An 18,709-nucleotide genomic window follows, 5' to 3' on the forward strand; every position below is an offset into this window, starting at 1 on the left:
AAGCCGAGGCTAGGCAGCCTGAACAGCGGGCTGGTCCTCGTCGATAAAGAAGCGCTTGTACCACACTAGGAACACGAGCGGCGTATAGATCTTGCGCTGGAAATCGCCCTTGCCCGCAAAGTGCAGATCGAGCAGGTGCATGAGCTCGTCGGTATTGAAGAACTCGCTTGCCCACGGCGCGGTGAAGTACTCCTTGACATAGTCGTACCACTTTTGCTCGCGCAGCCAGTAGACAATCGGCACCGGGAAGCCCACCTTGGGACGGGTGGCCCACTCATCGGGCAGCGACTTGTTGGCAGCGTGGCGGAGTACCTGCTTGTTGCCGTTCTCGTTGATGCGGTAGCGATCGGGAATGTGCTCGGCGAACTCCATGACTTTGCGGTCCAGGAAGGGCACGCGCAGCTCCAGCGAGTGCGCCATGCACATCTTGTCGGCCTTGAGCAGAATGTCGCCCGGGAGCCACATGTTCATGTCCAGGTACTGCTTCTTGACCAGTTCGGGCTGACCCTTCACGCGTGCGTAGATGGGTGCAGCGAGCTCAAAGGCGCCGTCGCCGGTGTTGTACTCGGGCTTGAGCACGCCGTCGACCTCGCGCTCCGGCCATACCAGAGCCTGTCCCAGGAACGACTTCTCGGGGATCTCGGCACCCTTGACCAGGAAGTTATGTCCCTTGAAGTACGGCATATGCAGCGCCAGGTTACCGAGCGCGCGACGGACGGGCAGCGGCACCATCTTTTTGTACTTGCGCACCGGGACCGTATCCTCGTAGTAGGCGTAGCCGCCAAAGAGTTCGTCGGCGCCTTCGCCCGAAAGCACCACGGTGACGTCCTTGCGGGCCATCTCGGCCAAGAACCACAGCGGCACGGAAGACAGGTTGGACTGCGGCTCGTCCATGTGATACTGGATGTCCTCGAGCGCACCGAAGAACTCGTCGGCGGTAATCATCTTGCGAACGTTTTCGACGCCGAGCTTATCGGAAAGCTCCTTGGCGTAGTTGGTCTCGTTGAAGTTCTTGTAGTCAAAGCCCACCGAGAAGGTCTTGTCGGGCATGAGGCAAGCGGCGATGTAGCTGGAGTCGACGCCACCGGAGAGGAACGACGCGACCTTGACGTCGGCGATGCGATGGGCCTCGACGCTCTCGTGCACGACCTCGTCCAGCTCATCGACATACTCTTCGAACGGCTTCTCGACGGCAGAGTAATCGCAATCCCAGTAACGCTCGATGTTCATCTTGCCGGTCGGGATATCGACGGTAAAGTAGTGCGCCGGCGGCAGCTTGTAGACACCCTCGAAGAAGGTCTCCTCGGTTGCCGAATACTGCAGCGTCATGTACGGACGCAGAGCCTTTTTGTTGACCGCCTTGTGGAAGTGCGGGTAGTCCAGGAAGCTCTTGATCTCGGAACCAAAGAGCACGCCCGGAGCGCCGTCGCCCGCATCGGCCATGGGATAGTAGTAGAGCGGCTTGATGCCAAAGATGTCGCGGGCGCCAAAAAGCTTGTTCTTCTTTTTGTCCCAGATGACGAAGGCGTACATACCGCGCAGGCGATCGAGAACGGCCTCGCCCCACTCCTCGTAGCCGTGCAGGAGGCTCTCGGTGTCGGCGCCGCAGTGGAACTTGTAGCCCTTGGCCTCGAGCTCGGAACGGAGTTCTTGGAAGTTGTAGATCTCGCCGTTGAAGACAATGACGACGCTGCCGTCCTCATTGGCCATGGGCTGAGCGCCGGCCTCGGTCAGGTCGAGGATCGACAGGCGGCGGAAGCCCAGGGCAACGCGGCCGTCGATAAACTGACCGCCCATGTCGGGACCGCGATGGACGATGCGGTCCATCATCTTGGTGAGCACCTCGGATTGGTTATCCGTCCCACCGACAAAACCGACAAAACCGCACATATACTATCCCCTCTGCTGTTGCTGGGCATCAAATCGAATCAGTAGCTTTTGAGTATACCCGAGGGCGTAAAGAGGGGCGGAATGTTCAGGCAATCTCAACTGAATCAGCTCCGCTGTGACACGCGCCGGTTACCTTTAATGGATATGAGGTGAATGGGGCGATTGTTTTGCTATACTCTCTCCGCACGGGCGATTGGCGCAACGGTTAGCGCAGGTGCTTTACACGCACAAGGCTGGGGGTTCGAATCCCTCATCGCCCACCACTGAATTGGAAACGGTCCTCGCAAGGGGACCGTTTTTTGTTTGGGCCCAGCGCATGGGATTCGAACCCTAAGGACCCCTTATTTCAAGGTCCGTGGCCAAATAATGGCAAAAATGAGTACTGCTACTTTGCTTGCAACATATAAACAGATAGTGTTTGCTTAGGTTACGCAACATATGTCCATTATAAGGACTAACAGTCAGATCAAAATCGTGTATTCATCGCCATTTCGACTTGCCATCTGGCCTTATTAGTCCAAAATTGCTGCTACCAAATCGGTAACAGTACTCATATTTGATGTTTTTTGACCAGCAGGTCTCCCTGCCTTAGCAAATCTAAGGCAAAACGGGCTCCAGACCGCTGAATCATGCCGCATAGGGCACGTCCGCAGTCCGGAACTCGGTCCAAATTGAGTTATTGCGCCGCGTTAGCCCAAAACACCCGACAGGATCTCGATCAGACTGTCCACGTCGGCTTCCTCGCAGACGAGTGGCGGCAGGAAACGCAGCGTATGCGCACCCGTAGCGTTGATCACGGCACCGGCGGCCAGCGCGCGGGCAACAATATCATGCGCGTCGCCCGCGGCATCATCCAGATCACAGCCGAGCATCAAGCCGCGGCCACGCACCTCGGTCACGTGCGGCAGCTTGGCGAGCTTTGCCTCCATATAGGCGCCTACCTTGGCAACATGGTCGGCATAATCGCCGTGCACGAGCGCGGAGAGCGTCGCGGCGCACGCCGCGATGGCCAAGCAGCTACCGCCAAAAGTCGAACCGTGGTCGCCCGGCTTAAACACGTCGGCAATCTCCTTCTTTGCTACGACGGCACCCATGGGCACGCCATCAGCAATGCCCTTGGCAAGGCTCATGATGTCGGGTTCCACGCCATAGGTTTGGAATGCAAACGGCTTGCCGGAGCGGAAGATGCCGCACTGGACCTCGTCGGCGATAAGCACGGCGCCCACTTCGTGTGCCAGGTCGCGCGCTGCCGCCATAAACTCCTCGGTCATGGGGTGCACACCGCTCTCGCCCTGAATCGGCTCGAGCATCACGGCACAAATTTCGCTCCCCAGCTGCTTAAATTTCGCACGCAGTTCATCGATATCGTTGGGCGTGCAGGCCACAAAGCCACCCGGCAGCGGGCGGAAACTATCCTGCAGCCAATCCTGCATAGTGGCGGCAATGGTCTCGAGCGTACGGCCGTGGAAGCCGCCGCGCATGCACACGATGGTGTTGCCGCCGTTACCGGCACGCTTGGCGTACAGGCGCGCGAGCTTCATCGAGCCCTCGTTGGCCTCGGCGCCGGAGTTGGCAAAGAAGGTCTCCCAAACCTGCTCATCCGCAGCCGGGGCACCAAGAGCAGCTGCCGTGGTCTCATCGCCGGCGACAATGGCATCGGCAAGCACGCGCGCACCATCTACGTCGTCGTTAGCAAGCTTGGACAGCAGCGCCGCGACCTGTCCACGCTGCTCGATGTAGAAGTAATTGGAGACATGCATGAGCTTTTTGGTCTGTGCCTCGAGCGCCGAGAGCACAGCCGGGTCGCCATGACCTAGGCTGCACACGCCGATGCCGGCAAGAAAGTCGAGGTACTCACGACCATCGTCGCCGGTGAGCTTCATGCCGTGACCCTCGACAAACTCGACCGGAGAGCGGCCAAAGGTATGCATAACGTAATGGGATTCAAGCGATTGCTGAGCTGCAAGTGACATGGGATGCCTTTCGTTGAGCGCCGGACGGCGCAGGCCTATGGGTGCAGAAATGGGGCGGCTGAGGGTCAGTTAGACCGTCTGAAGCTTCTCGACCTCGTCGAGGTTCTCGGTCAGACGCGCAGCAAACGTCGAAAGCGGATGCGGATGCGTATCGAACTCGTAAGCCGTCTCGGTGGAATGGATCACGGTGCCGACGCCGGCATCGGTCAGCAGCTCCAGCAGCAGCGAATGCGGCGTGGTACCGTTGATGATGTGAGCGCGAAATACGCCGCCGGCAAGCGCATCGACGGCCGCGCGCAGCTTGGGAATCATGCCCTTATCGACCTCGCCGCCGTAGAGCATTTCGTTAACCTCGTCGAGTGTTAGGTTGGAGATGAGTGAGTCTTTATCGCTAAAGTCCTTGTACAGGCCGTCGACGTCGGTCAAAAAGATCGCCTTGTGCGCGTGGAGCGCTGCCGCAACGGCACCGGCGGCGGTATCGGCGTTGATGTTGAAGAAACCGCCGTCCTCCCCCGCCGCGACGGTAGCGATGACGGGGATGTACTCGCTATCGAGCAGGCGCTCGATATAGTCGGTGTTGACGTGCGTCACTTTGCCCACGCGACCGAGCTCGGGGTCGAGCGGCTCGGCGATGAGCGTGCCGGCATCGCTGCCCGACACGCCCACGGCCAGGTTGCCGTGGTGGTTGATGGCAGCAACCAGCTCCTGGTTAACCTTGCCGCCCAGCACCTCGCGCACGATATCCATCGTCGCCGGCGTGGTCACGCGCTGGCCGTTCTTAAACTCGACGGGAATATCGTAATGGCTCAGCGCCTCGTTAATAGCCTTGCCGCCGCCGTGCACGATGACGGGGCGCATACCGATGATCTTGAGCAAAACGATGTCGCTCATCACGTCGCGGCGCAGCTGCTCATCAACCATGGCGGCTCCGCCATATTTGATAACAACCGTCTTGCCGGTCAGGTTCTTAATCCACGGCAGCGCTTCGAACAGCAGCTGCGCGGTTGCTTCGTTGGATTCGCTCGAACGACAATCGCGTGCGAATTTCATAATCTGCCTCGTCTTTCATATCGTTATCGCGCCGTGCTCCGCTGTCCGCAATCGCGGCAAGATGCGCAGCGTGCCCGGAATCTAGGAACGGTAGTCGCCGTTGATGGAGATGTACTCATGCGTGAGGTCGCAGGTCCACACGGTCGTTGCCGCGTCGCCTGCGCCCAGGTCGGCCGAGATCACGATCTCGGGCGCCTCGAAACGTCGTAGAGCCTCGTCCTCGTCAAAGGGAACAGTCAGACCGTCGCGACAGACAGGCATGCCCATCATGTCGATGGAAACGTCTTCCTGATTAAACTTCACGCCGCACTTGCCAAGCGCCATAGCAACGCGGCCCCAGTTGCAGTCGTGGCCGGCGATGCAGGTCTTAACGAGCGGCGAGTTGGCAACGGCACGGGCGGCGATATCGGCCTCCTCGTCGTTCACGGCGCCGGTAACGTTGACTGTAACAAGCTTGGATGCGCCCTCACCATCGGCGGCAATATTGCGCGCCAGGCTCTCGCACACCTCGTGCACGGCAAATGCCAACTCGTCAAAAGCATCGGAGCCCTCGACGATAGGCTCGGCATCTGCGGCAGCGGCACCGGAGGCAAGCATGATGCAGGTGTCGTTGGTCGAGGTGTCGGAATCGACCGTTACCTTGTTAAAGGTCTGCTTGACGGTCGAGAGCAGCAGGGCATGAAGTGCCGCCGGCTCGACGGGGGCATCGGTGGTGATAGCTGCGATCATGGTGGCCATGTTGGGCATGATCATACCCGAGCCCTTGCACATTCCGCCTACCGTATAGACATTGCTCGCATGACCCGCAGCCTCACTGACGTAGGACACGGCGTACTCCTTGGAGTGCGTGTCGGTCGTCATGATGGCGCGAGCGGCATCGGCGCCACCGTGGGCGGAGAGCGCCTCGTAGGCAGCAGGAATGGCGGTCTCAAACGTGTCGATCGGCAGAATCTGGCCAATCACACCCGTGGAGGCAATCAGAATCTGCTGAGGCTCGCAGCCGATGACCTGCGATGCGATGCTGCACGTCTCGCGCGCGCATGCAAGGCCGGTCTCACCCGTGGCGGCGTTGGCATTGCCAGAGTTGACCGAAATGCCGGCGATGATACCGTACCCCTTGTCGGTACCGCCCAGGTTGGCACGGCTCACCTGCACGGGCGCCGCGCAAAAGCGATTGGTGGTAAACACGCCAGCACCGGGACAGGGTTTATCGGGCACGACGAGCGCGTAATCCAGACGCTCGGGGTTCTTGCGGAACCCAGCGTGGATGCCTGCAGCCTTAAAACCAGCCGCAGCCGTAACGCCACCCTCGACGGCGCGAATCTTGATATCAAACAGCTCGGTATTCATCGTCTTTATGACTCCTTATGTCAAACAAAAAACGGACATCGGTTGGTGCGCCATGCCAGTCGTGATCATGAGACCAGCTTAAGAGTGGCGCCCCATTCGATGCCCGACTACCAAATCGTTAACAATCGAATGTGCTACACCGGGCACGCCACTGTGGGCAAGCCTCGTCGCTCGTCAAAGCCAAAGACGATATTGGCGCACTGGACTGCTTGGCCCGCAGCGCCCTTGCACAAATTGTCGATGGCGCCCGTCGCCACCAGCACGCCCGCGCGCTTGTTGAGCGCGAGGCCAATCTGGGCAGCGTTGGTGCCGACGACCGAAGCCGTCTTGGGCTGCTGGCCGGCATCGAGCACGCGCACAAAGGTGCGACCGGCGTAGAACTGCTTGTAATGGTCGACAACGTCCTCAAGGGTCAAGGTATCGATAGCCTGCGGCGCGAGCGGCAGCGTCACCGTGGAGAGCAGACCGCGCTTGAGCGGTGCCAGGTGCGGGGTAAAGACGACGCGATCGGTCAGGCCAAGGATTTGCTCAATCTCGGGCGTGTGGCGATGCTTGCCCACGCCGTAGGCCTCCAAGTTCTCGTCGGCGCTGCAAAAATGGGTGCGGGCGTTGCAGGACTTACCGGCGCCCGTCACGCCGCTAATGGCATCGACAATCACGGGACCGTTCTCGGCCACCCAGCCCGCGCGCACGGCGGGCGCAGCGGCAAGGCTCGTTGCGGTGGGATAGCAACCGGCGCAGGCGACCAGCACGGGTTTGCCGTCGGCATGGTCGGATGCGGCGGTCTCCAAGTCCTGGCAGAACAGCTCGGGCAGACCGAAGGCACGGGTCTTGAGCAGCTCGGGGCTCGTATGCTCGGCGGCATACCATGCCTCAAAGACGGACGGATCGCTCAGACGGTAATCGGCCGAAAGATCAAAGCAGGAAACGCCCGCGGCAAGGAGCGCGGGCACCTGCGCCATGGCAGCCGTGTGCGGCACGGCAAGAAAAACCGCATCGCAGCTCTTGAGCTCGGGGGCGTCATGCGTGGTGAAAACCAGATCGCTCACGCCAGCAAAGCTCGAATACACCGCGGACAGCGGCTGGCCGGCATCGGCGTTGGACGTAATGGCAACAAGTTCAAACTCGGGATGGCCGAGTACGAGGCGAATGAGCTCGGCTCCGGCATATCCAGCCGCGCCGACGATTCCAACCTTCAAAGACATATCAGACTCCTTGTCTGCGATTTATGCACCGATGCGCATTTCGCAGCAGTCGTTATGAGATGGGTTGAAACTTTAGCACCAAAAGATGCATGAATACGTAAATAGCTTGCATGTTCATGCATTGAAACATTCCCGACACATTCGCTTGAAGGAATTGACAAATAGAGTGGGCCCCGTATTGACCGGCACTCCTTACGGTGCCAGGCAACACGGGGTCCGCCCATGCGAAAACTAAGTTGTTAGGATGAGCCAGCTGGCTAGAGCTCAACCGGCACCCATTCGTCATGATTGCAGATAAATGCCTCGGGATCCTCGACGCTAAAGAAGACGAGCGCGGGGTCGTTAGGCCCCTCATAGTGCTCGCTCAAGCGCTCAAGATGCTTCCATCCGGCCTCGCGCATTTCGCTCGAAGCCCGGTCTTCCAGCCCCGCACGCCCGCGCAGGATCAACCAACCATGGCCCGGCCACCAACTCGTGGCCTCAAAGCGCTGGTTTTGCAGCAGCTCCTGCCACACATCTTTGGTGCGCGCCGTCACAAACCACAGCTTGCCATCCTGGATCTGCGCAAACGAAAACGGACGCACATGAGGCTGTCCGTCAACGCTCGTCGCCAAATACCATGCCGGCACCGACGTCAGATACTCCAACACCGTATTCAATCCGTCCACGTTTCCTCCTGTACTAGTTAGTTTGGGAACCTGGTTTGTGCGAGCTAGAGCTCCAGGCGCTCCTCGCTGCCGTCGATATCACAGAAGCGCGCGGCAATATTGCGGACCGAAAAGAAAGCAAGGCGGCCGTCGTTGGCACTCTCGTGTTCCTCGCCAATGCCCACCATGTGCTTAAAGCCCGCTTGACGCACCTTGTCGCTCACAACTGCGTCGTCCTCAAGTGCGGCTTCGCCGGTCAATACGATCCAACATTCCCCCGGCTTCCAGCCCGATACCTCAAACTTGGGATTCGCACTCAGCTCCGCCCACACGTCCTTGTCGCGCGACGTGCAAAACCACAACTTACCGTCATCGACCATGGCAAACGAAAACGGCCTCACGCGAGGCTGATGCCCGTCACTTGCATCGGTCGTGGCCAGATACCACGCCGGAATGCGCCTGAGATACGAACAGGCGCGCTCAAGCTGAGCCGTGCGGTCGTTGTCGGTCATAGGGACCCCTTTCTTGCGCCCGAATCGCGCCTAAACAAGTTGAAGATTGATAACGATGACGCAGATGAGCAGCAACGCCGTCACCACCGCCGCCAACGCATCGCCGCGGCCAAATGCAAGCGCATGCGGGCGCGTGCGGCCCTGCTCGCCGTGATAGCAGCGTGCATCCATGGCGGCCGAAAGCGTCTCGGCATGACGGAACACGCCCGTGAACAGCGGAATCGCCACACTGCCGAGCATACGCACGCCGCCGAGCGGACCGCCCGTCACGCGCGCGCCGCGGCTTGCCTGTGCATCGGCCGTCTGCTTCATCTCAGTGGCAAACTGCGGCATAAAGCGTAGCGCGATACCCATGATCATGCCGAGCTCGTGCGCAGGAAGTCCCACACGCGCAAACGGCGCGAGCAGGCGCTCAAAGCCCGCGGTGAGGTCGAGCGTCGGCGTGGTGAGTGTAATGGCGCTCATACCGGCCATCATCAACGTCAGGCGGCACGCCATAAAGGCGGCAGAACGCAGTGAGCCCTCGCTTATCTGCAGAAAGCCGAGCTGCCACAGGATGCGCCCACTCTGATCGGTAAACAAGTTGAGCACCGCGACCACGACGACGATTGCCAGCAGCGGCGCCATCGACGACAGAACGCGACGAACCGGCACCCGAGACACGGCATAGGTCAGCACAACGAAAATTGCGACCGGGGCCAGTCCGCGGAAGCCACTGACCGTGAGCGTCGTGATCAGAAACACAAAGCCCAAGAGCAACTTGGTTCGCGGGTCCAGGCGGTGGATTGCACTATCGCCGGGATAGTAACTGCCAAACGAAAACGCCTCCATCAGCAGCCCTCCTCTCGCGCGACCGTCTTGGAATTAGCAATGTCCGCGACGTTAGAAGGACCGCCCGAGCGACCGATTAGCAGGTCTACCAACTCGTCTGCCAGCGACTCAACCGTATAGAGGCCGTCAAAGCGCAGCGGCACGCCTGCCTTCGCAAGCGCCAGCGCCATACGCTGGGCGGCGGGAACGCCCAGGCCAATCGACTTGAGCTCGTTCGCGTGCGCAAAAACCTGCGAGGGCGTTCCCTCGGCAAACACCGCGCCCTCGTTCATCACAACGATACGGTCACAACAATTTGCCAGGTCATCCATGCTGTGCGAAACCATGACAACGGTCAGACCCTCGCGATGGAGTCGACCGATGAGCCCTAGGAAATCCCTGCGCGCAGCCGGATCGAGCCCTGCCATGGGCTCATCGAGTACTAGGACCTCGGGCTCCATAGCAAGCACGCCAGCAAACGCCACACGCCGCTGCTGGCCGCCCGAAAGCTCAAAGGGGCTCTTGTCGCCTATCGCGGCAAGGTCGAGGCCCACGCGTGCAAGCGATGATGCGACACGGCGCGCGACCTCGTCTTGCGGCAGACCAAGGTTACGCGGGCCAAACGCCACGTCCTGCGCCACGGTCTCGGCAAATAGCTGGCGCTCGGGATACTGAAACACCACGCCGACCTTGGCCTTAACCGCGGCGGCGTCTTTCTTGTTTGACAGGTCGAGCCCCAGCGCGCAAACGCTTCCCTCCTGCGGACGAATCAACCCGTTGAGATGCTGAACCAGCGTTGATTTACCCGAGCCGGTATGACCCGCCAGGCCCAGAAACTCACCGCGACGCACCGTCAGCGAAACATCGCGCAGTGCCCAGGGGCTGTTTGGATCGTTGCCCCAAAGGGCCTGTTTGCTCGATGCGTCCGCAGTGGCCGAGCGCTTACGCCAGCGACGGCGCTCGCGGGCGCTCAGCGAGTAACTATGCGAGAGGTGCGAAATCTCGATAACGAGCTCCGACGCGGCTATCCCGTCGGCCGCAGAGGATCCATTGTCAAGCACATGGGAATCGGATGCGGAAGGCTGCCCTGCGATGTTCGTCCCGCTCCGCTCGGCATAAGCCTGTGCAATCTCGGCGACCATATCTGCCTCGCGCACCTGCGCGCAAACGGAAACGCCCTTCTCACGAAGTACCCTACCTAGGCAGCACGACGCCGGCATATCCAGGTTGAGCTGCGCAAGTTCGTCCGCCCGCGTCAAGATTTCCTCGGGCTTACCGAGCATGGCAACGCGGCCCGCTTGGAAGACAGCAACGCGATCGGCCTCGGCGGCCTCTTCCATAAAGTGCGTAATCATCACGATGGTCATGCCGCGATCATGCAACGCACGGCAAGCCTTCATGAGGCCCTTGCGTCCACGCGGATCGAGCATCGAAGAAGCCTCATCCAAAATGAGCACGCGCGGCTCCATGGCGAGCACGCCGGCAAGCGCCACGCGCTGCTTTTGGCCGCCCGAAAGCGCATGGGTCTCGTGGCGCTCAAAGCCCACCAGGCCCACACCCTTCAGCGCCTCGCGTACACGCCGCGCAATTTGCGCCGACGGCACGCCAAGGTTTTCGGGACCAAACGCAACGTCATCTTCGACAAGCGTTGCCACCAGCTGGTCATCGGGATTCTGGAATACCATGCCCGCGGTCGAGCGAATGTCGTAGACCAGCTCGGGGTCGGACGCATCCATGCCGTTGATGCGTACCGTGCCCGCATCGGGCTGCAGCAGCGCATTCAGATGCTTGGCAAACGTCGACTTACCCGACCCATTGCCACCGAGGATGCAGAAAAACTCGCCGTCCTCGATGTTTAGATCGACGCCGTCGAGTGCCGGTGCGGCACCGTCATAGCTAAAGGAAACGCCCCGACACTCAATCATGCGCGGCCTTTGACCTGGTCCTTTTTAGGCGTGATGAGGTTGGAGACCGCCTTATACACCGCAAGCGTCAATACCGAGTTAAGCACGGTCTTGATAAGGTTGAACGGCAGCACGGCAGGAATCATAAGCGGGGCGATCACATCGACCGAGCCATACCAGAACCATACGCCAATGGTAAGGTTTGCGACCATAGACAACGCCGTAGCGGCAATAACGCCGAGCACCAGACCAATCACGGCACCCTTATAGGTATGCATCTTCTGGTAGACAATAGCCGCGGGCAGAATGTAGCCCAGCGTGGCAACCAAGTTCATAAGCGCACCGACCCAATCGCCCGTGGTAAGCGCATGGATAACGATCGCCATGGCGGCAACAGCGGTACCGGCACCGGGGCCATAGGCAAACCCGCACACCATCGCCGGCACCAGCGACGGATCGTAGGTCAAAAACGGCGCCGAAGGAAGGATAGGCAGCTGCACATACATAAACAGGGCGCCCAAGGCGCACATCAACGCCATGGTAACGAGCTGTTTGGTGCTCCACCTATTCGTGTTCTCAAAATGGATATGCTGCGACTGTTCAGACATAAGATCACCTGCCTCTTTCATCCGGACTCTAACCGTTGGTACTGGGATTTCACCAGTTCAGCCTGCATGCGAACCAACACACGCACGGGTCGCGGACTCATCGGCTCGACGCAGGTCCTCGCCTGCGCCACGGCACCCCTTTGGCACCGCCCGATTTACCGCCAGTGGGGAATTTCACCCCGCCCTGAAACAGCAATTGCAAGTGTAGCACGAGCAGGCTTTCGCGCAAGTATGCCAAGGGTAATTTATGATGAGGTTCAGTTGCCGTAACAACCACGTTCCCCACCCATCCCAAAGTAACGCGCCTTTCGCGCAAAGCGCGAAACAGCGAAAGGGACAAGTCACCGCAACAACCACATCCCCCACTCGCCCCAAAGTGGCGCGCCTTTCGCGGCAAAGCCGCGAAACAGCGACCGGGACACGTATTCCCAACAACCGAGTCCTCCGCCCACGCCGACCCCAAGGCCGTAAACGCAGGGGATCCGGGGGCGTGACGGGGTTTCTCTCCGGAACATTCCGCACTGATATTTTCTGTATTGAAGACGTCGATGATGCACCCGTATACCATTGACGTCGACACCATCAGATGCGGACCGCGCGGTGACCCCACATTCCGCTGGCGCCCACAGGGCTGCCCTCGTTTCCTGACATGTCCCGCGCGGGCCGCGGCGAGCCGAGACCGCCGCATGACCTAATAGGAGCATGGAGCGATACCGCGGGCCCGAACAACCGCATTCTATCGCGCCCCGTCAGTGTGCCGTCTGCCCGGTCCAGGCGAGCACGGAAAGAACGGAGCGAGACATGAGAACCGAATCGGCACCCGGCGCCCGCGGGCCGGTCTTCTGCGGGGTCGACACCCACGCCGACTCGCACTGGCTGTGCGTCCTGGACTGGAGGGGCCGCAAGGTCCTGTCCCGCCAGTTCCCCGCCGACGCGGCGGGCTACGAGGCGCTCGCCGGGGCGATCGCGGCGGCCGGGGAGCCGGCCTGCGTCGCGATGGAGGGGACGTCGTCCTACGGGGCGGGCCTCACCAGGCACCTCGCGTCGCTGGGGATGCTGGATTGGCTACACTGGTGTGGACAGTTCCGGGAGGGGCGCAGGAGACGGGAGGGCCGTATATGAGGGACCCCAGGCACCCGAGGCATTTCACCGACGAGTTCAAGAGGCAGATAGTCGACCTCTACAACGCCGGCAAGCCCAAGCGCGAGATCATGGACGAGTACGACCTCGGCAAGAGCACCGTGGAGAGGTGGATCAAGTCGATAAACGCGACCGGCTCGCCGCGCGCCGCGGACAACCGCACGCCCGAGCAGAACCGGATCCTGGAGCTCGAGCGCGAGAACCGCAGGCTCCGGATGGAGGTCGACGTCTTAAAACAAGCGGCGCTGATATACGCTCGAAAGTGAGGGCCATAGCGGCCAACGAGGGCCGCTACCCCATATCAGCGCAGTGCAGGCTCCTCGGCGTCGCGAGGTCGACGTACTACTCCATGCGCTCGCGGCCCGGCCGGCCCGCCGCGCCGGACCCCGCCGCGCCGGCCGTGGTCGCGGCCCACGCCGCCAGCAAGGGCCGGTACGGCTCGCGCAAGATAAAGGCGTCGCTCGAGCGGTCGGGCGTCACCGTCAGCCGGCGCCGGGTCTGCCGCATCATGAGGGAGAACGGCCTGGTCAGCGCATACGGCAGGAAGAGGTTCAAGGTGCACCCCGGGGCGGTCAACGAGGCCGACGTGCCGAACGTCGTCGCGCGCGGCTTCTGCGGCAGGGCGCCGCGCACCCATATATGCAGCGACCTGACCTACGTGCGCGTGGGGGCGTCGTGGAACTACGTCTGCCTGCTCGTCGACCTCTACAACAGGGAGATCGTCGGCCACTCCGCCGGGCCCAGGAAGGACGCCCGGCTGGTCAAGTCGGCGTTCGCGACGCTCTCCTTCCCGATCTCGGACATCGAGGTGTTCCACACGGACCGCGGCAGCGAGTTCGACAACGCCGAGATCGACCTGATGCTCGAGGCCTTCGGCATAGAGAGGTCGCTGTCGGCCAAGGGCTGCCCCTACGACAACGCCGTCGACGAGTCGACCAACAGGATACTGAAGGCCGAGCTCGTCCACCGCGAGACGTTCGGCACGACGCGCGAGCTCCGGGCCAAGCTCTCGGACTACGTGCACTGGTACAACAACTTCAGGATCCACTCGACGCTGGGCTACATGTCGCCGGTCGAGTTCAGGGAGGCGGGGCTGTCCCTCCCGGAATCGTCCAAATAGGTGTTGCCAATCCAGGGAGGCGTACCGGGCGCTGATGCACCCGCACGAGATCAGGAGGCCCGAGGACGCCTCGGAGCTCGTGGCGGCCAGGCGCGCGGCGAAGGTCAGCCAGGTGAGGGCGGCGTCCATATTGGGAACCAGCGAGAAGTACATCTCGATGCTGGAGAGGGGCCAAAGGGAGCTCAAGCCCATAAGGAGGGCCTACGAGGCATGGGTCGAGGCCGGACTTCCGCTCGATTGGGACAGGCGGGCCTTCGAGGCCGAGCGCAAAATGGATTCTAAAAAACACCTTGCCAAATAGGAGCCTCTTTGCATGTCCGAGGACGTTCCGGAGAGAAGCCCCGTCACGCCCCCGGATTCCCGGTGGGAGTTCTAGACCTTGTCGGCCTTAGTACATACCGCCGCCCTGCTGACCAGCGGTGGCAGCAGCGATAGCGTCCTCAAGCTGAGTGTTCTTGGGCACATCGGAGACGGTGGCCTCGGTGATGAGGATCAGGCTGGCGACAGAAGCAGCGTTCTGCAGGGTGACGCGGCTGACCTTGACGGGGTCGAGGACGCCCATCTCGATCATATCGCCCCACTCGCCGTTGGCAGAGTTGAGACCCTGGCCGGCGGGCAGCTCGGCAACCTTGTCGACCACGACGGCACCCTCAAAGCCAGCGTTCTTGGCGATGGTGGCGACCGGAGCGGTCAGAGCCTTCTTGACGATGTCGACGCCGATCTTCTCCTCGGGGTCGTCGATCTCGACAGCGTCGAGTGCAGGAGCAGCGTCCATGAAGGCGACGCCGCCGCCAGCGACAATGCCCTCCTCGACAGCAGCGCGGGTAGCCTGCAAGGCATCCTCGACGCGATGCTTGATCTCCTTAAGCTCGGACTCGGTAGCAGCGCCGACCTTGATGACGGCAACGCCACCGGAGAGCTTGGCCAGGCGCTCCTGGAGCTTCTCGCGGTCGAAGTCAGAGGTGGTGTTCTCCATCTCGCCCTTAATCTGAGCGATACGGGCGTCGATGGCCTCCTTGGAGCCAGCGCCGCCGACGACGACGGTGTTGTCCTTGGAGATGGTGACGGACTTAGCGGTACCGAGCATGTCGGCGGTGATGTCAGCGACCTTCACGCCCAGCTCGTCCAGGGCAGCCTGACCACCGGTGAGGACGGCGATGTCCTCGAGGATGCGCTTGCGGCGATCGCCGTAGCCCGGGGCCTTGACGGCGCAGACGTTGAGGGCGCCACGGATCTTGTTGAGGACCAGGGTAGGCAGAGCCTCGCCGTCGATGTCCTCAGCGATGATGAGCAGGCCACGGCCAGCGCGCTGGACAGCCTCGAGAACAGGCATGATGTCCTGGACGCTGGAGATCTTCTGGTCGGTGATGAGGATGTACGGATCCTTCATCACGGCCTCCATGCGGTCGTTATCCGTGACGAAGTAAGCGGAGACGTAGCCCTTGTCGAACTGCATGCCCTCGACGGTGTCGATGGTGATGTCGAACGTCTGGGAATCCTCGACGGTGATGACGCCGTCCTTGCCCACGACCTCCATGGCCTCGGCGATCTTCTCGCCGACCTCGGGGTCACCGGCAGAGATGGTACCGACGGAAGCGATCTGCTCCTTGGTCTCGACCGGCTTGGCCTGCTTCTTCATCTCGGCGACGGCGGCGTTGACGGCCTTGTCGATGCCGCGACGGATGGCCAGCGGGTTGGCGCCAGCGGCGACGTTGCGCAGGCCGTCGTTGACGATGGCCTGGGCGAGCAGGGTTGCGGTGGTGGTGCCGTCACCAACGGTGTCGTTGGTCTTGGTGGCGACCTCCTTCACCAGCTGAGCGCCCATGTTCTCGATGTTGTCCTCGAGCTCGATCTCCTTAGCGACGGAAACGCCGTCGTTGGTGATGGTCGGAGCACCGAACGTGCGCTGCAGCGCAACGTAGCGGCCCTTGGGGCCCATGGTGACGGTAACGGCGTCGGCCAGAGTGTTGACGCCCTTTGCGAGCTTAGCGCGGGCATCGGTGTTGAACGTAATGTTCTTTGCCATAGTGGGTAATCCTCCAATAGAAATGTGACTCGCGTCGCCGCTTCCGAGTCCTATGCGGCGAGCGCGCTCAAAGACGAATCAGAGATTCTGACGAGACTAGGCCTCGACGACAGCGTAGATGTCGTCGGCGCGCATGAGCAGATACTTCTCGCCGTCGACCTTGACCTCGTTGCCACCGAACTTACCGTAGATGACAACGTCGCCAACCTTGACGTCCATGGGGATGCGCTCACCCTTGTCGTTGACCTTGCCGGCGCCCACGGCAACGATGGTGCCGCGCTGCGGCTTCTCCTGAGCGTTGCTGGCGATATACAGACCAGAAGCGGTCTTCTGCTCGGCCTCGTCGGGCTTGACCAGGACGCGATCTGCAAGCGGCTTCAAAGACGACATGCTTGTTTCCTCCTTTGTGGGCCGCGCGGTCATGCCGCGCGGGTTAACCCTTTTTGTTTGCGTACGCGTTGAATGGTACCCACGAATGGCGGGTTATACAACACAGAGTCAAAAAATCTTATTTTTTGGCACTTAGATTTTCTGAATGCCGGGGGATAACTTAGCAGTGGCTCCCGTGTGGCTCCGGAGGGGCGGGGCATAAGGTTTCCTGCTCGGGCAGTCCTGCTCGCACGAAGGCCACATTAAGTGGCCTTCGGCTCGTGCGGAACTCGCGATAAACCTTATGCCCCGCCCCTCCGGAGCCACACGGGAGCCAGGTTAACTAATTCGGGCCCGGCATTCAGAAAAGTCAGTACAGCAAAATGGCGATGCGGATGGTGCGAACAAGAAAGGGGCACGTTGCTGAAACGCGCCCCTTGTGGGTGGGGTATGGGGCTAGCGCTCGTAGATTAAGTTACCTGCCAGGTAGGTGGCTTGGACTTTGGTGGCTTGGAGTTCTTGGGGGTCAATGGTAAGCGGGTTTTGGTCCAGGACTACCAGGTCGGCGTACTTGCCGGGCTCCAAGCTGCCGAGGTTTTGCTCGTCGCCCGCTGCATAGGCGCTGCCCAGGGTGTAGTTGCGCAGGGCTGTTGCCGCATCGATGCGCTCGCTCGGCAACCAGCCGCCCTCGGGCCAGTGGCTTTTGGGGTCCTGGCGCGTGATAGCCGTGTAGAGCACGTTCATGCTGGTAACGGGCGTGATAGGGCTGTCAGTACCGAAGGCTTGGCGAATGCCGCGCTGCTTATAGGTTGCGAACGGCCACATGATGCGGCTGCGCTCAAGGCCCAGATCGCGCTCCGGTCCACCCGGGTCGAGCGTAATGTGGCAGGGCTGGCTCGAGGCAACCACGTTGAGCTTGCGCAAGCGATCGATGTCCTCGGGCAGGAGGTTCTCCAGATGCTCGAGCGTGTTATGGCCGTGCTGGGGCAGCCCGTACAGGTCGGCGGCCTCCTCGAAGATATCCAGCGCGGCATGAATCGCACCGTCACCGATGACGTGGATGCGCACGGTGTGACCACGCTCCGCGGCCGCCAGAACCAATTTGCGCATGCGCTCAGCCGGGACCGTCAGACGGCCCTGGTCGCCCGGGAAGCGCGGATTGGTATAGGGCTCGGTGAGATATGCCGTGTGTTCGCTCGACACGCCGTCGAAGAACTGCTTAAAACCCGGCGCCGAAAGCAGCGCGTTGTTCGCGTAACGTACCTGGAGCTCTTCTAGACGCGACTGGTCATCCAGCAGCGTGGGGAACAGATGGGCACGAATGCCCAGCTTGCCGGCCGTCTGCAATTTGTCATAGACATCGTCGCGGATAAAGTCGCATCCCGGCATGGGCATGAGCGACATGTCGCAGATCGAGGTGATGCCCTGCTCGGCCATGCGCCTCATTTGATCGGCGTAAGCGCTTGCGGTGCGATCTTCGCCCAGCCACTCAAGGCAGCGCGGCAACAGCTGCATGGCAGCCGCTTCGTGAGCAATGCCCGTGAGCTCGCCGTTTGCGTCCTTGTCGTAGCTACCGCCCGCTGGCGGCTCGCTGTCGCGCGTGACGCCGAGCGCCTCGAGTGCACAGCTGTTGAGCCACAGCGTGTGGCCGTCGCCCGAGTACATAACGCAGGGACGATCGGGGAATGCCGCATCGAGCGACGCCTTGCTAGGATGCTCGGGCGGGTCCCAGCGGTAGTCGCGCCAGCCCTGCGTCACAACCCAAGCGTCGTCGGGCAGGTCCTGGGAAAACTCGAGCGCATGTTGCACCAGTGCCGCCTCGGACGTGCCCATATCCATGAGCATGTACGGCGAGGAGCCAACCGAGGTATGGAAGAAGTGCAGATGAGCGTCATGGAAACCGGGGCAGACAAACTGCTCGCCGTAATCGATAACCGGCGTGGCGGCGGGAGCGGCGGCAATCACGTCATCGGGCTTTCCGACTGCGACGATACGGTCGCCTGCGATGGCAATCGCCAGCTCGCGGGCGGTATCGATGCCGTCTTGCGCGGTAAAGACGTTCTTGGAGCGGATAATCCGATCGATATGCTGCATGGGCATCCCCA

16 protein-coding genes, 1 tRNA gene and 1 riboswitch are annotated in these 18,709 nt (G+C 61.2%); of the genes, 4 read left to right on the forward strand and 13 right to left on the reverse strand.

Annotated elements, in window-relative coordinates:
- Positions 1-9: 9 nt before the first annotated feature.
- Complete coding sequence (gene asnB / locus ACGHIZ_RS09535) at positions 10-1,890, reverse strand: asparagine synthase (glutamine-hydrolyzing) (RefSeq protein WP_368132196.1); 1,881 nt, start codon at positions 1,888-1,890, stop codon at positions 10-12.
- A gap of 187 nt (positions 1,891-2,077) precedes the next feature.
- Between asnB and ACGHIZ_RS09540 the strand changes: the two genes are divergently transcribed.
- Positions 2,078-2,153 (forward strand) — tRNA-Val (locus ACGHIZ_RS09540).
- A 426-nt stretch (positions 2,154-2,579) separates the two neighbouring features.
- Here the strand turns inward: ACGHIZ_RS09540 and ACGHIZ_RS09545 are convergent.
- The 9 genes from ACGHIZ_RS09545 to ACGHIZ_RS09585 all read right to left on the reverse strand — a co-directional run bounded on the left by ACGHIZ_RS09545 (position 2,580) and on the right by ACGHIZ_RS09585 (position 11,949).
- The gene (locus ACGHIZ_RS09545; protein WP_390447699.1) at positions 2,580-3,863 is read right to left on the reverse strand and encodes an aminotransferase class III-fold pyridoxal phosphate-dependent enzyme; all 1,284 of its coding nucleotides are present in this window, start codon (positions 3,861-3,863) and stop codon (positions 2,580-2,582) included.
- Positions 3,864-3,932: 69 nt separating this feature from the next.
- A complete protein-coding gene (gene argB / locus ACGHIZ_RS09550; protein WP_117583122.1) occupies positions 3,933-4,913 on the reverse strand; it encodes an acetylglutamate kinase in 981 nt (326 codons plus the stop codon).
- A gap of 81 nt (positions 4,914-4,994) precedes the next feature.
- A complete protein-coding gene (gene argJ, locus ACGHIZ_RS09555) occupies positions 4,995-6,263 on the reverse strand; it encodes a bifunctional glutamate N-acetyltransferase/amino-acid acetyltransferase ArgJ (RefSeq protein WP_199579871.1) in 1,269 nt (422 codons plus the stop codon).
- A 134-nt stretch (positions 6,264-6,397) separates the two neighbouring features.
- Complete coding sequence (gene argC, locus ACGHIZ_RS09560) at positions 6,398-7,468, reverse strand: N-acetyl-gamma-glutamyl-phosphate reductase (protein ID WP_390447702.1); 1,071 nt, start codon at positions 7,466-7,468, stop codon at positions 6,398-6,400.
- A gap of 257 nt (positions 7,469-7,725) precedes the next feature.
- Positions 7,726-8,136 (reverse strand): pyridoxamine 5'-phosphate oxidase family protein, encoded by a 411-nt coding sequence (locus tag ACGHIZ_RS09565; protein ID WP_368132201.1) that lies wholly within the window; start codon positions 8,134-8,136, stop codon positions 7,726-7,728.
- Between the two features lie 44 nt (positions 8,137-8,180).
- The gene (locus tag ACGHIZ_RS09570) at positions 8,181-8,627 is read right to left on the reverse strand and encodes a pyridoxamine 5'-phosphate oxidase family protein (RefSeq protein ID WP_390447705.1); all 447 of its coding nucleotides are present in this window, start codon (positions 8,625-8,627) and stop codon (positions 8,181-8,183) included.
- A 30-nt stretch (positions 8,628-8,657) separates the two neighbouring features.
- Positions 8,658-9,458 carry an energy-coupling factor transporter transmembrane component T family protein gene (locus ACGHIZ_RS09575; RefSeq protein WP_390447708.1) on the reverse strand — a complete coding sequence of 267 codons (801 nt, stop codon included), beginning with the start codon at positions 9,456-9,458 and terminating at the stop codon, positions 8,658-8,660.
- Complete coding sequence (locus ACGHIZ_RS09580; RefSeq protein WP_390447711.1) at positions 9,458-11,362, reverse strand: energy-coupling factor transporter ATPase; 1,905 nt, start codon at positions 11,360-11,362, stop codon at positions 9,458-9,460. The genes ACGHIZ_RS09575 and ACGHIZ_RS09580 overlap by 1 nt, the downstream gene beginning before the upstream one ends.
- The gene (locus tag ACGHIZ_RS09585; protein ID WP_055252299.1) at positions 11,359-11,949 is read right to left on the reverse strand and encodes an ECF transporter S component; all 591 of its coding nucleotides are present in this window, start codon (positions 11,947-11,949) and stop codon (positions 11,359-11,361) included. Before ACGHIZ_RS09585 ends, ACGHIZ_RS09580 begins: the two co-directional genes overlap by 4 nt.
- A gap of 5 nt (positions 11,950-11,954) precedes the next feature.
- Positions 11,955-12,145, reverse strand: a riboswitch (FMN riboswitch).
- Between the two features lie 605 nt (positions 12,146-12,750).
- On the opposite strand from ACGHIZ_RS09585, the gene ACGHIZ_RS09590 reads away from it, so the two are divergent.
- The 3 genes from ACGHIZ_RS09590 (at position 12,751) to ACGHIZ_RS09600 (ending at position 14,510) form a co-directional block, all read left to right on the forward strand.
- Positions 12,751-13,071, forward strand: coding sequence for a transposase (locus tag ACGHIZ_RS09590; protein ID WP_390447714.1), 321 nt, complete (start codon positions 12,751-12,753; stop codon positions 13,069-13,071).
- Positions 13,068-14,209 (forward strand): IS3 family transposase gene (locus tag ACGHIZ_RS09595; RefSeq protein ID WP_390446814.1). Its coding sequence is split into 2 segments (ribosomal slippage): positions 13,068-13,326 and positions 13,326-14,209, totalling 1,143 coding nucleotides; the frame shifts between segments, so codons are not numbered across the junction. Before ACGHIZ_RS09590 ends, ACGHIZ_RS09595 begins: the two co-directional genes overlap by 4 nt.
- Positions 14,210-14,243: 34 nt before the next feature.
- Entirely contained in the window at positions 14,244-14,510 is a 267-nt protein-coding gene (locus ACGHIZ_RS09600; protein ID WP_390447717.1) for a helix-turn-helix domain-containing protein, read from the forward strand.
- 87 nt (positions 14,511-14,597) lie between these two features.
- On the opposite strand, the gene groL is transcribed toward ACGHIZ_RS09600, so the two are convergent.
- From groL to ACGHIZ_RS09615, 3 genes are all read right to left on the reverse strand, one after another.
- Positions 14,598-16,235: a chaperonin GroEL gene (groL, locus tag ACGHIZ_RS09605; RefSeq protein WP_006234938.1), complete on the reverse strand. Its 1,638-nt coding sequence runs from the start codon at positions 16,233-16,235 to the stop codon at positions 14,598-14,600.
- A gap of 96 nt (positions 16,236-16,331) precedes the next feature.
- A complete protein-coding gene (groES, locus tag ACGHIZ_RS09610; RefSeq protein WP_022094351.1) occupies positions 16,332-16,625 on the reverse strand; it encodes a co-chaperone GroES in 294 nt (97 codons plus the stop codon).
- A gap of 435 nt (positions 16,626-17,060) precedes the next feature.
- Positions 17,061-18,704, reverse strand: coding sequence for an amidohydrolase (locus tag ACGHIZ_RS09615; RefSeq protein WP_390447720.1), 1,644 nt, complete (start codon positions 18,702-18,704; stop codon positions 17,061-17,063).
- Between the last annotated feature and the right edge of the window lie 5 nt (positions 18,705-18,709).

The organism is Collinsella sp. i05-0019-G5 (genome assembly GCF_042851345.1).
Taxonomy (GTDB): Bacteria; Actinomycetota; Coriobacteriia; order Coriobacteriales; family Coriobacteriaceae; genus Collinsella.